The organism is Vibrio sp. 1557 (assembly GCF_033340175.1).
In the GTDB taxonomy this organism is placed as follows: Bacteria; Pseudomonadota; Gammaproteobacteria; order Enterobacterales; family Vibrionaceae; genus Vibrio; species Vibrio alginolyticus.
This window is the reverse complement of sequence record NZ_JAWOVZ010000016.1, coordinates 24063-37257: the sequence shown is the minus strand read 5'-3', so window position 1 is coordinate 37257 and position 13195 is coordinate 24063. Positions and strand designations below refer to the sequence as shown.

Below are 13195 nucleotides of genomic sequence, written 5' to 3'. Positions count from 1 at the left end.
AAGGAGCGCATTTCTTACTTGAATAAGTTATTCCCAATCAAGAATAACTTTGCCTGACATACCGCTGCGCATTACATCGAAGCCTTCTTGGAAGTCATCAATCTTGTAGTGGTGCGTGATGATTGGCGATAGATCCAGACCAGATTGGATCAGTGAAGCCATCTTGTACCAAGTTTCGAACATTTCGCGACCGTAGATACCTTTGATCACCAAGCCTTTGAAGATAACTTGGTTCCAGTCGATACCCATGTCTGACGGTGGAATACCTAGTAGTGCAATGCGACCACCGTGGTTCATTGTGGTTAGCATTGAGTTGAATGCTGCTGGGTTACCAGACATTTCTAGACCAACGTCGAAGCCTTCTGTCATGCCTAGCTCAGCCATTACGTCTTCTAGCTTCTCTTCAGCCACGTTTACTGCGCGTGTTACACCCATCTTACGAGCAAGTTCTAGACGGTATTCGTTCACGTCTGTGATCACTACGTGGCGAGCACCAACGTGTTTAGCAACCGCTGCTGCCATGATACCGATTGGGCCAGCACCTGTGATAAGCACGTCTTCACCTACTAGGTCGAAAGAAAGTGCTGTGTGTACTGCGTTACCAAACGGGTCAAAGATAGACGCTAGATCGTCAGAGATGCCTTCAGGGATCTTGAACGCGTTGAACGCTGGGATAACTAGGTATTCTGCGAATGCACCTTCGCGGTTAACGCCCACACCAATCGTGTTACGGCATAGGTGAGTACGGCCGCCACGACAGTTACGACAATGACCACACGTGATGTGACCTTCGCCAGATACGCGGTCACCGATTTCAAAGCCACGAACTTCCTGACCAATCGCAACCACTTCACCCACGTATTCGTGACCAACAACCATAGGCACTGGAATTGTCTTTTGTGACCATTCGTCCCAGTTGTAGATGTGTACGTCTGTACCACAGATAGCGGTTTTCTTAATTTTGATCAGAATGTCGTTATGGCCAACTTCAGGTTTATCAACCTCAGTCATCCAGATGCCTTCTTCAGGCTTTAGCTTTGATAATGCTTTAATTTTCATAATGTAACCTTAATTAAAGGCCCTATTGTCTAAGGCCTAGAATCTTAAATAAGACCCATGTCCTTACCAACTTGGATGAACGCGTCGATTGCACGGTCTAGTTGCTCGCGAGAGTGCGCCGCAGACATTTGAGTACGGATACGTGCTTGACCTTTTGGTACTACAGGGAATGAGAAGCCGATTACGTAGATGCCTTTCTCCAGCGCACGCTCTGCAAATTCTGCTGCTACTTTTGCGTCGCCAAGCATGATTGGGATGATTGCGTGGTCAGCACCACCCATTGTGAAACCAGCGTCCTCCATACGAGTACGGAAGTGTGCTGCGTTTTCCCATAGACGATCACGTAGGTCACCGCTCTCTTCTAGCAGATCTAGAACGCGGATAGAAGCGCTTACGATTGCTGGTGCAACAGAGTTAGAGAATAGGTATGGACGAGAACGCTGACGTAGCCAGTCAATCACTTCCGCTTTACCAGACGTGTAACCGCCTGAAGCGCCACCCATTGCTTTGCCTAGCGTACCAGTGATGATGTCGATACGGTCAACCACGTTGTGGTGCTCGTGCGTACCTGCACCAGTTTTACCCATGAAGCCAACAGCGTGAGAGTCATCAACCATAGTCAACGCGCCGTACTTCTCTGCTAGGTCACAGATAGCCGGAAGGTTTGCTACTACGCCGTCCATTGAGAACACACCGTCCGTTACGATAAGAATGTGGCGAGCACCTGCTTCTTTCGCAGCGATCAGTTGTTGCTCTAACTCTTCCATGTTGTTGTTTGAGTAGCGGAAACGCATCGCTTTACATAGACGAACACCATCGATGATTGACGCGTGGTTTAAAGCGTCAGAGATGATTGCGTCTTCTTTGCCTAGAATAGTTTCAAATAGGCCCGCGTTTGCGTCGAAACATGATGTGTAAAGAATCGTATCTTCTTTACCTAGGAACTTAGAAAGCTTCTGCTCAAGCTCTTTGTGGATGTCTTGCGTACCACAGATAAAACGTACTGAAGCCATACCAAAGCCGTGCTCGTCCATGCCTGCTTTACCCGCTTCGATAAGTGCCGGGTGGTTAGCAAGACCAAGGTAGTTGTTCGCACAGAAGTTTAGTACTTCTTCACCAGTAGAGATTTTAACAGCCGCTTGCTGTTGAGACGTAATGACACGCTCTGATTTGTAAAGGCCTTCCACCTTTACTTCTTCGATTTGCTGCTGAATCTGTTGGTAGAATGCAGAAGACATTTGAAATTCCTTCCTAGTTATTTTGGCGAGTATTTACTCGTTTAGAATTAGGCTTAGCCTTTATGTGACGGGCGTCACGGGCTATCACTCATCAATTAATTGTAGTGTAATTCAAGGAAGGAGGAAGGATTATACCTTAAGGTGGAAAAGCATTAATGAATCCTAGGCACAAATTCAATTAATGCTTTTCTATGAGGTTGTTATAAAAGGAATTATAGCCAGGTAGGCTTAGCCAAAAGTGCTTCAAAGTCCTTAGCAGGTAATGGTCGGCTATAGTGGAAACCTTGTCCGAACTCACAGTTTAGGTTTTTCAGGTAATCCACATGACGCTGTTCTTCGATGCCTTCTGCGACGATCTTAAGATCCAGCGCTTTCGCCATTGCTATGATTACGTTCACAAGCTCGCGGTCTGAGTCGTTCTCGAACATATTTTGCATAAAGCTACGATCAATCTTTAAGCGGTCGAACGGAAACTTCTGCAAGTAACTCAGCGCAGAATAACCAGTACCAAAATCATCAATAGTAAGTTTGGTGCCTAACGCTCGTAAGTTATTAAGCATGTCTAATAGCTCAGAATCGTGATTGAAGAGGAGACTTTCTGTCACTTCAATATCGAACTTATCTGACGGAAGACCAGACTCCTCAAGGCTGTGTTTAATAAACGTAAGTAAGCGCTCGCAGTACCTAAATTGAACACTAGAAAAGTTGACAGAAACAAACAACGGAGTCAGACTTTGCCATTGTGCCGCTTGTCGACACGCTTGTTGAATAGCAAACTCACCAATTTGATGAATTAAACCATTTTTCTCTGCAATAGAGATAAACTCTTCAGGGTTTACGAATCCGTACTTGTCATCATTCCAACGCATTAGCGCTTCTGCCCCTACGAGTTTACCACTACTCAGCTCAATAATTGGCTGATAATACAGCTCTAACAACTGATTGGAGATCGCACTTCTCAGACGATTTTCCAGATCTAAGTAGCGTTGCAAGTCTTGGTTCATATTATGGTTATAAAAACAAAAGCCATCACGCCCATCTTGTTTCGCCCGATACATTGCCATATCTGCACATGCAAGAAGCTGCTCAGCGTTGTCTCCGTCATCCGGGAACACAGACATTCCGACGCTGCTACTCAAGAAGAATTCATGGTTGTTCCAAACAAACGGATCGTTAAACGCCGAAAGCACACTTGAAGCAACTCGCTTTGCAGTATCATTATCAGGCAAATCAGGGATGACGAGTAAAAACTCATCCCCACCAATTCTCGCCAATAAGTCTGTTTTTCTCGCGACTTGATACAGTCGCTGAGCACTGAGTTTAAGGATTTCATCCCCAACAAAGTGTCCCATTGAATCGTTAATCTGCTTGAAGTGGTCTAAGTCGATGAACATCACCAAAACTTTAGACCCACTACGCGATGCCCTAATTAACTCCAAAGCCAATCGCTCGGAACCATAACTACGATTAGGCAAATTAGTTAATATGTCATATTTAGCTTGGAAGGCGAGTTCTTTTTCAGACGCTTTTCGACGTTCAATTTCGTTCGTTAATTTTTTATTCTGTTGAGAAAGAATATCTTTACGCTTTTTTTCTTCCTCAAGCTTAATTTTCAATTCAATCCTATTATTGTTCGTGATGAATGCATAACATAAAGCAATGACGATCATAACGGCCAGAATACTCAAACCAATAATAAAGAGCCGTGATGTAAATATATCTCGTTCACTCAAAGGCTCGAACCACGCCATCAATTTGAAGTGATGTTTATCCACAGGCACTTCAAAGTAAATTTTTCCGTCTACAGCCTCAGAAACGAAATAATTCTCATCCTTATTGTGAGAAGGTGTTTTATTTATGGTATCCCATACAACCATTTCCACGTCTTTTATTTTTAGCACCATTCGGCTATAACTATCTTCGTGTTCTTGGTTAGTAAGTTGGTCAATAACAATATTCTTATTAAGATCGGCAATTAAAAAGGCAACAGGCTTTCCGGAGAACTTAACTTGCTTAATGACTTGAATGCGAACGTCATCATTGTATCGCGTCGCGCAAACCTCTTCGGGATGCCCGTGTTGAGTCATTAAGGTTTGTATGTCCATTTTGTGCTCGGCAAGGTTTTCAGATCCAGTGGTGACAATGGTGACTCCATCACTGCCGACCAGCGTGAGCTTTTTATAGATTTGGCTGCTATTAATTAGCTTACTGTCTATCTTCTCATCGAAGCGACGCTTTAAATTAATTAAACTGGCACCTAACCCATACTCCATTGACATTCCAGAAGCTAAATTACCAAAGAATGTTTGTATTGTTTTATCTGTAGCTAGATTATCAACATCTTCACTCGCTATGGTAAATAAATTATCGAGTGTGCTTGCATAACTTTTAACTTTTAAATCTAGTTCTCTGTATTGAGATTCTTTTAATTTATTTTGACCTACGCTAGTCACAGTAATAAGCATAGCTAGGTAAATTGAAACTAATATTGCGCTTATTGTAATAAATCTTTTACTGGAAAATTTTTTAACGGCCTTATTCATCGGACTTTCTTTTTATCTTCTATAAAGTAATCGTTATAAAAGTAGTAAATAGATGGATAGTATTTTTTTACTAATTTTTCGTATGAACCGTCTTTTTTTATCGAGTTTAAATAACGATCAAATGCTTTGCGTAATTCAGGGGAATTTTTACGGAATGCAACAGCCATTTTTTGATTTTCAGATATAGGGCCAATGACTTTTATTTCGCCCGGCCATTTTTCGAGGGCAATTAGCGTATCCGCAACATCTAATAATGTGCTTTCCGCATCATTTTTCATTATCGCTGGAACCATCTCATTAAGGAGACGCGCCCCATCAGGTAATATAACTTTTGCACCTGTGTCATATAAGTCATAAAGGTTAGGATCCAAGCAAGAATGTTCTAAAGCTAACACTTCGCGACCATCGATCAGCTGCTTGACGTTTTTAACATCTTCATTGACCGACCCACTTGGTTTAATCGGGCTCAGACTAGAGTCGGATCTGGAAACCAACCATACACCTGAAGGAAAATAATCTTGTGAAAAATCGACAACCTCAGAGCGCCAATCAAGAATAGTAACGCCATTTGCGATCAAGTCGCCTTCAATTGGAACACTTTCTCCGACAACAGCCTGCTTGTTGTGATATTGCACATTTTGCCCTGTCAACTTACCAACCACGTCGCTCCACTGTGCTGGAACATACTGGTACTGAACACCTAACGACTTGGCAAAACCTTTTATTATCTCTACATCCAAGCCAGTCAAAGTTTCCACTTCACCTTGTTCAATATAGGAGACAAAGTTAGCGTACGGGACACCAATGTGACGCAGTACACCGCGTTCACGGATTTGTTGTAAATCGTCTGACCAAGCGGCAGATGACGCAACAGAGGTAACCATGAGCGCCACCGTCGCTAAAGTTCTTTTGAATGTTATGACTGACATAATAATATCCTTACCTTTCACAAAGCGCCCAATAATGGGCGCTTGAGTGATAAACAACGATGTTAGAACGACGAGTAATACAAATTCGTCATCGCCACTACGAGCCCTTCCACATCTTGTTCGTCATGGAACAAATGCGTAGAGATACGCAGCGCGTAAGTATCAAAGTCATCATCCTTATGCAGCTTAAAGCTAGTCGTACGGATGATGTAACCATACTCTTCACGTAAACGATCTCGGAATTCCGTCAGTATCTCTTCATTAGTTACATCGGAGAACGGATTAACCGTCGTTAAGCCACTGGTTAAGCCTTCCACGTTTGGTGAATACATTTTGGCTTGTGGTAAGTACTCTTGAAGCAAGGTTTTACATAAACTACCAAGGCTTACAACTCGCTCTTCGATACGGTCTCGACCAATCTCATCCCACATTTTGCAACTATCAACTAGTGCTTGTTTCGCAGGATAGTTATCGTTACCAATGTATTGCATTTGCAGCTGTTTACCCAGGTAATCAGCATGAGAAAGTGAGGAGTTGATCAACCATAACGGGTTCTCTCGGTCACTCCAATACTCATTCAAACGGTTACCATTATCACGAACATACAGAATACCTGTCGCGCCCGGACCACACTGCCACTTATGACCAGATCCTGCATAGAAATCACAATCCATATCGTGGAAATCAAGGTCAAACATACCGACCGTATGCGCGCCATCAACAAGAGTAGGCACACCATACTCTTTTGCTAAAGCACAAATGGCTTTTGCTGGTAGCGCGGTTCCTGTTTTGTATGTGATATGAGAGAAAACAATTAGGCGAACGTTTTGATTCGCATCAAGCGCGTCTCGGAACGCTTGAATGTAATCTTGCTCAGAAACGTTTTCAGTACCAGTAAATACTGGTAGTTGAATTTCTACCACATCCACACCAAAACGATGTTTCGCTACGTTCATAGGTGATGTTGCAGCAATATGTTCATGGTGTGTCGTTAGAATCACATCACCTGGTTCAAAGTGTAAGCCATTAATGATCGAGCATAAGCCATCAGTAGTGTTGCGGCTGAGAATGATCTCTTCTGGGTTAGCACCAAAACCTGGTGCGACGTCTTTAACCATCTCAGAAACATACGGCCAAGAGCCAAATTTGCCTTTCATATCCCAAGGATATTTAGCCACCAGCTTGTTGTTATGCTCGTAATCTTCAAGAACATGTTTTGGCATTGAACCTGTTGTACCAATGTTCATGTAAGTGGTTCGTTTGTCCAAAACGAACTGCCTTCGCACTTTACGCCAGAAGCGCTTATCGTGTTTTCTACCTAGCCCGCGGCTGCTCCAATCAATTTTCTGTTCTCGTGCTTGAGCTACGCCTGAGAAAGCGGAAGCACTCACACCAGCAACAACAGCTCCTGTTGCGCCTTTCAGAAAATTACGGCGGCTGCTATTAGTCTGAATAGATTCCTTGTCTTTCATCTTTTTCAATCCTTGTCGGAAATTAGCCATATTATTAATTTTAAGTGCGTAACTATCTGTTACTAAAACATTATTACCCATTACAATCAGAGTTTAATTTTTTCCTCTGCCATTAAGTGACTTTAGTTCCAATTTTTTATCTTATTTGATGATATAAGCAACAGTTTGACCACAAATCTATAAACAACAATGTTCACATTAATATATTCGTTAATTTGACTATTCTTTATTGCGGACAATTCCACCAAATTCTTTATAAAACAATTATGAGCTTTGTTATAAAGTCATTAAAAATTTAACTTTGCGTTAATTTAAAAATATTCAGGCTATTTTAAGATTGGCGTCTATTCTTTTTATATCTTAACGATCTCAATATGTTAAGACTAAATAAAAGAAAGCTGATTTCGGATCGAGATATCAGTTTAAGACCATAAAGTGATACACATCACTCTATGACATAAACTCACCGCTCAACATACATAAGTAAAACAGGTTTTCACTAATATGTGCTTGAGCGTACACCCTAAAAGAAGGAGGTCCCATGTTAAAAGGATTGCTATGCATTTCAGTTGCATCCGCTCTTGTCGCCGCCCCTAACGCGCTAGCAAAAACGGTAGAAATGACTGCTCTCAACACCAATGAGAGTGCGGGTACCATTGAGATTTCACAAAGTGATTATGGCGTTGTTTTTACGCCTCAATTATCAGGTTTGTCAGCAGGTGTGCACGGTTTCCATGTTCACACTAATCCATCTTGCGATAGCATAGAAAAGGATGACAAAACCGTATTAGGCGGCGCAGCAGGTGGCCATTATGATCCTAACAACACAGGGAAGCATGGCTATCCTTGGACCGATGACAATCATTTAGGCGACTTGCCTCCACTCTATGTGGACATGGACGGCAATGCCAATCAGCCCGTTGTCGCACCTCGCCTAAAATTATCGGATTTAAAAGGTCGAGCGTTAATGATCCATGCAGGTGGTGACAATCACTCCGATCACCCAAATAAGCTAGGTGGTGGTGGCGCTCGCGTCGTATGTGGTGTTATTGAATAAACATTAACTTATGTCTCACACTTCTCTTTAGATTGCGAGAAGTGTGAACTTCTGTTGATACTGAGAGGAGGTTGCATTGGTCTCAAGATAGCTGTGGTGAAGCATTAAGATCGATTGGACAATCTTCGTCCCGATCCCCAAAGAACCGCCCTCCGCTTCTTCCTCGATGTGATTGACGAAGGTAAAGTGGATACGCGACTTATCCTCACTCAAATGTGCTTGGCAATGCACTTCCGAGCCGATTGGGCTGTGGCGCAATGCATTTTCAAGCAGGTTCAATACCAACCGCTCCAATAGCCCCTTGTCACCCACGGTTTGGATTTCGCTATCGATATCCACTTTCAACACCACTTCTTTACGAGAAAACTGGCTCTGCATCGTTTCGGCACATTCTGCCATCAACGCGCCAAGATCTACGGGGCGGTACTCGTAGTTTGGCATTGGAGCTTCTTTGCGCGCGGCGTCTAACAAAGAATGCAATTGAGTTGAGAGCTTCTCACAATTTCGGAAAGCGACGTCAATCAAAGGATCGGATTCCGGATGTTGCAAACGCCATGTTTCCAAATAACCCAGCACGCTCGATAACGGCGTTTTTAAATCATGACTAAGCTGCAACAAGCTTTGACGACGATGAGACGATTGATACTCCAACTGTAAAAACTGCTGCTGAATGTGCTTCGCCATCATCTGATAAGAGTGCGCAATCGGCACGAGCTCCGGCACTTGGTGAGTAAAATCAGGTTGCAGGCGGAAATCATGTTCGGCTTGCTGTTGAAGTTGCTTGGTCACACGCTCAATCGGGTTCAATAGGCTACGTTTCACCAGCACATAAGCTCCAAGAGCAAAGCCTAAAATGGAAACTAAGACCAGTCCTGCCAGCGCGATGTAAGGGGTATCGACTTGAGCATTGGCAATGGCATCATGTCGGGTACTGCCAATCACCACGTAGAGATAACCGACCGTAGAACCTAATTCCTCTATCGCCGCGACAGAAAAGACTTTGTGCTCACCACGATTACGTGGGTCTTCACCCAAAATAGGAAAAGGCTGGTCATTTAAGAATTGCTTAATGGGATTGAGATCCACCTTCCCCATGATCTCCGCCTCTTCCGGTGCTGCATGAGTGGTGATATTGCCTTGGCTATCGAGGAAGTAGATTTCAAAATCAGGGCCAATCAGCATGAGCGTGTGAAAGATCGACTTAAGTGCTTTAGGGTTGTAATCCGTTCCGATCATCAGCGGATTATCATCACGCATGTGGCTGGCTAGCTCTTTATGCAGGCTTTGCTTGGTGCGTAACTCAATGGTTTCTTTTTGCCAATTGTAAGTCAGTGCAATCACCACCGCCGCGAGGCAGAACCACAAGCTAGTAAATACCACTAAGCGAGATTTGAAGCTCATCCTATCGCCTCCTTAAACAGCGATGTTTTAGAAACACCCGTGATGATTGAAAAGTGACGGTGAAAACAACTGCCGACTTACTGTCTTGGCTTGATGTTTTGACTTACTTTCTTGCATTAGTGTCTTGGTTGAAACTTATACCCAACACCCCAAACAGTTTGAATGAAGTGATGATCAGAATCAGACAAAGACAACTTGCTGCGTAAACGGTTTATGGTGCTACACACCGTGTGGTGATAACCAGAATGATTGGTGTTCCAAACGTGATCGAGCAATTCATCTTTACTGTAGACTCTGCCCGGACGAGTCGCGAGAAACTGCAGCAAAGTAAACTCTGTCGCGGTGAGCGTGACATCTTTATCGTTTAGGGATACTTGGTGCAACTCCGGAATGATTCTCAGCGGACCAAAATCCATCGCGTCGTCGAGAACTTCATTTGCTAATTTGGCTTCTGCGGTTTGGCTGACTCTGCGCAGCACGTTTCGCACTCGTGCTTGGAATTCTAATACGCTAAATGGCTTAGTGATGTAGTCATCAACGCCCGCTTCTAAACCGTCAACCTTGTCCATTTCACCGTCTCTGGCTGTCAGCATGAGCACTGGGCTCCAATCTTGTTGCTGACGCAAATAATGGCAGATGTCTAGACCATCACCATCTGGCAAACCTCGGTCAAGGATCAATAAATCAAAGGGTTGTTGCTGATATTGCGCTTTAGCATCGGCGACATTTGTGGCTCGCGATACTTGGTGTCCTTGAAACTTGAGATGCATCTGAACCAGTTCTGCCAAATCATCGTCATCTTCCACCAACAAGATGTTCGCGACTAAATTGATTGCCTGTTGTTCCATGGTCCTTTCCTTGCCTTCGAGTATCCTCACTTTGCACATGACCGGAACAAATTAGAAATTCTTTCAAAAAAGGTTCCGATGACGCCATGAGGGATAAAGCGCTCGGCTACAAGCGCTTTGGAAAGGAGACGTCATCGGAGCCTGTGTTACTCGACTCGAGTGATGGTGACTTTCGCACCTGGGTTCAAGAAACGATGGTTCGCAGAAAGTGCTGAGTTTGCTAATCCATCATCTTGGCTAACTACCCCTGCATGGAATGCAACAACGTCATTACTGTCATTACGAGCGGCATTGAAGCCCTCACCGCCACCTGCTGGGCCAGGAATGGTTGCGGCAAGCTCATCGTTTAGCTCTGTACCGGAATCCCAAACGTTCATGCTCATTTCATAGCTTTCACCCACTGCGAGCGATTTGAGCGATAGCCCCGTTTCGCCAACAAAGGCATCGTTGGTATTCACAAACATAGACGCCACAGACAAGTAACCGTAACGACTAGGGTCAACCGTGATGGTGACTTCGTCCGATGCCCCCGGCAACACCAATCCATTACCCGAAATACCTTCGTAAACACTGTCATTGCTGTTCATCAACTCAATCAGTTCGGCGTTACTACCGCCCTCGGCAAGATGCTCAAGTTCAACAGATGCCGCTTGTCCAATTTCAAACAGTTGGTAGTCACCATTGTGAGTGAGTACCGCAAGCGGAGACATAGGTTGATTCGCAGTCAAGTTCGCCACGTTGACGGTGTAGCGGTACGATTTCACTACGTCATTATCATCATCGCTTGGACAACCGGCGAGCAAGCCGACTGAAGCTGCTACTAGTAAGATTCTGTATTTCATACATCCCCCTTACTTCACAACGATTGTGATGGTTGCGACTGGGTTTAACCAACGATGGCTGCTGCTGTCTAGGTCACTGATGCCGCCGGTTGGGTCGCTATCACCAAGGTTACCCGGATGCACGTGAACTTTGTCGTTAGTTACCGTTGCTTCAACGCCTGTGCCGCCAGTACCAAAGGTAATGAAAGGTGGGTTTGGCATGCTAGACGCAAGTTCATCGTTCGCTTCTGTACCGGCATCGTAACTTCTTAGCGTTGCTCGGTATGTACCCGCTTCCGTTGGAATCTTCCAGCTATCTAGACCGACAAAACCGTCATTGGTTGGCAGCAACATCGCGCTCAGAGAAAGATATCCGTGGTCGCCACTGTCCAAGGTGAAGGTGGTTGCAACACCCGGATTCAAAATACCACCAGCAGGGTTCTCAACCACCGCACCACCAGCATTACCAATCACACTAGCAAGCCCAGAGATATCACCGCCTTCTGCCATTGCTTCTAGTTCTGGCGTTGCTGCTTGACCCGTTCTGAACATTTGAAGATCAGAGCCATGTGCGGCAACAATAAGTGGCGTAAAGTAGATACCTTTGGTTGCGTTTGTCACGGTGATTTCCAATTCCGCCGCATTCACTGATGCAGAGCCTAGTGCCATAGCGACTGAAGTCATGACGAGTCCGAGTTGGGTACGTTTTTTCATTGTGATTCCATCCTTTAATGAGGGTTGAACTACCCAAGCCCATGTGTACGGCTTTACTTCTTTGTTCGTGACTTGAGTAGGTTAAGCATTACGTTTCGAACGTTTTGCGTTCTTGCCTCTAAGAATGACGAGCAAATCTATCAGCAACTTCATCGAATTCTCATAAAATTCTCACAAGTTCTGTTCGAATTCTGTCAGCAGCACTTTTTTATTTATACTCAAGTAACCTCGAGATGCTTGGTTCAGCGAGGATGACTTGGTTTGAAGGCGAGGCAACAATTTGAAAATCTAGTGGTTCTAAATCGAAAATTGTTAACGAAGCATGCGAACCAAGGCAACTCGCCTTTCGGGAGCGTGCCACTGAAGCAATTTCTTCGTCAAACAACTTGGAAAGAGCTCACTATTCCGCTTCGTTGTTTTCCTTGCTTGCTTTCGATAAATAGGGAATCAGTGACAACGCTCTGAACCATGTATCTTGAAGTCACTTGAGTATATTTTGGTATTTACACTTCGCGCTCTCCCCTCCTACAATGCGGTATTCCCTGTTTAAATCACGATTCTCACCATGATTCATAACGTTTTGTCTGCCTACTATGGCGAAATCTACGGCATCGCTTTTTTCAACCACTACTTGAGCCATTACGCCCAAAGTGAACAACAAACGCTGTGGCAAACCTTGATTGAAGTGGAAGAACTCACCGCAGAAAAGCTCAAACCTGTACTGCTGACAAATGGCATGAATGTCGAAAGTCGACACCAAGAGATGTTGGATAAAGGCTTGGCAGATGCAACCAAATGGATTGGTTTACCATGGCAAGAGTTGGTGGCGACTCTTCTGAAGTGGGTAGAACCTTATGAGGTCAAGTATCGAGAGTGGCATGAAGAAGTGAAAGCTTCACAGCAGTATTCAATCGCTGAGCGAGAAGCTATCGAGTTGATTGCAGACCACGAAACGGCCATTTATCACTGTTGGCAGCAATACCATACTGGTGAATCTGGCTTGCCTGCACTCAATGCATTTTTGGCAAAATATCGTTAAAGCGAGATGGTGACACTTGAACCCCGTGAAACCGTACCAGACAATATCGTTATTCCGCTGCGCAGAACTGAACA

Annotated in this window: 11 protein-coding genes; 2 read left to right on the top strand and 9 right to left on the bottom strand. The window is 44.3% G+C overall.

Annotated elements, in window-relative coordinates; genetic code table 11:
• Positions 1–27: 27 nt before the first annotated feature.
• From tdh to R7070_RS17280, 5 genes are all read right to left on the bottom strand, one after another.
• Complete coding sequence (gene tdh, locus R7070_RS17300) at positions 28–1059, bottom strand: L-threonine 3-dehydrogenase (protein ID WP_005383983.1); 1032 nt, start codon at positions 1057–1059, stop codon at positions 28–30.
• A 44-nt stretch (positions 1060–1103) separates the two neighbouring features.
• A complete protein-coding gene (locus tag R7070_RS17295; protein ID WP_256900246.1) occupies positions 1104–2297 on the bottom strand; it encodes a glycine C-acetyltransferase in 1194 nt (397 codons plus the stop codon).
• A 212-nt stretch (positions 2298–2509) separates the two neighbouring features.
• Positions 2510–4840, bottom strand: a complete 2331-nt coding sequence (locus R7070_RS17290) for a putative bifunctional diguanylate cyclase/phosphodiesterase (RefSeq protein WP_053303866.1) — start codon at positions 4838–4840, stop codon at positions 2510–2512.
• Positions 4837–5769 carry a transporter substrate-binding domain-containing protein gene (locus tag R7070_RS17285; protein ID WP_042521667.1) on the bottom strand — a complete coding sequence of 311 codons (933 nt, stop codon included), beginning with the start codon at positions 5767–5769 and terminating at the stop codon, positions 4837–4839. Before R7070_RS17285 ends, R7070_RS17290 begins: the two co-directional genes overlap by 4 nt.
• 62 nt (positions 5770–5831) lie before the next feature.
• Positions 5832–7241: an aminotransferase class V-fold PLP-dependent enzyme gene (locus R7070_RS17280; RefSeq protein ID WP_005375092.1), complete on the bottom strand. Its 1410-nt coding sequence runs from the start codon at positions 7239–7241 to the stop codon at positions 5832–5834.
• Positions 7242–7782: 541 nt separating this feature from the next.
• On the opposite strand from R7070_RS17280, the gene R7070_RS17275 reads away from it, so the two are divergent.
• Positions 7783–8298, top strand: a complete 516-nt coding sequence (locus tag R7070_RS17275; RefSeq protein ID WP_017635497.1) for a superoxide dismutase family protein — start codon at positions 7783–7785, stop codon at positions 8296–8298.
• 27 nt (positions 8299–8325) lie between these two features.
• On the opposite strand, the gene R7070_RS17270 is transcribed toward R7070_RS17275, so the two are convergent.
• From R7070_RS17270 to R7070_RS17255, 4 genes are all read right to left on the bottom strand, one after another.
• Entirely contained in the window at positions 8326–9699 is a 1374-nt protein-coding gene (locus tag R7070_RS17270) for a sensor histidine kinase (RefSeq protein WP_033906708.1), read from the bottom strand.
• A gap of 116 nt (positions 9700–9815) precedes the next feature.
• On the bottom strand, positions 9816–10547 hold the full coding sequence (locus R7070_RS17265; protein WP_256900245.1) for a response regulator transcription factor: 732 nt from the start codon (positions 10545–10547) through the stop codon (positions 9816–9818).
• A 146-nt stretch (positions 10548–10693) separates the two neighbouring features.
• Entirely contained in the window at positions 10694–11389 is a 696-nt protein-coding gene (locus R7070_RS17260) for a spondin domain-containing protein (RefSeq protein WP_215810084.1), read from the bottom strand.
• 9 nt (positions 11390–11398) lie between these two features.
• Positions 11399–12082 (bottom strand): spondin domain-containing protein, encoded by a 684-nt coding sequence (locus R7070_RS17255; RefSeq protein WP_005384002.1) that lies wholly within the window; start codon positions 12080–12082, stop codon positions 11399–11401.
• A 565-nt stretch (positions 12083–12647) separates the two neighbouring features.
• On the opposite strand from R7070_RS17255, the gene R7070_RS17250 reads away from it, so the two are divergent.
• Positions 12648–13121, top strand: coding sequence for a hypothetical protein (locus R7070_RS17250; protein ID WP_256900244.1), 474 nt, complete (start codon positions 12648–12650; stop codon positions 13119–13121).
• The last annotated feature ends 74 nt before the right edge of the window (positions 13122–13195 follow it).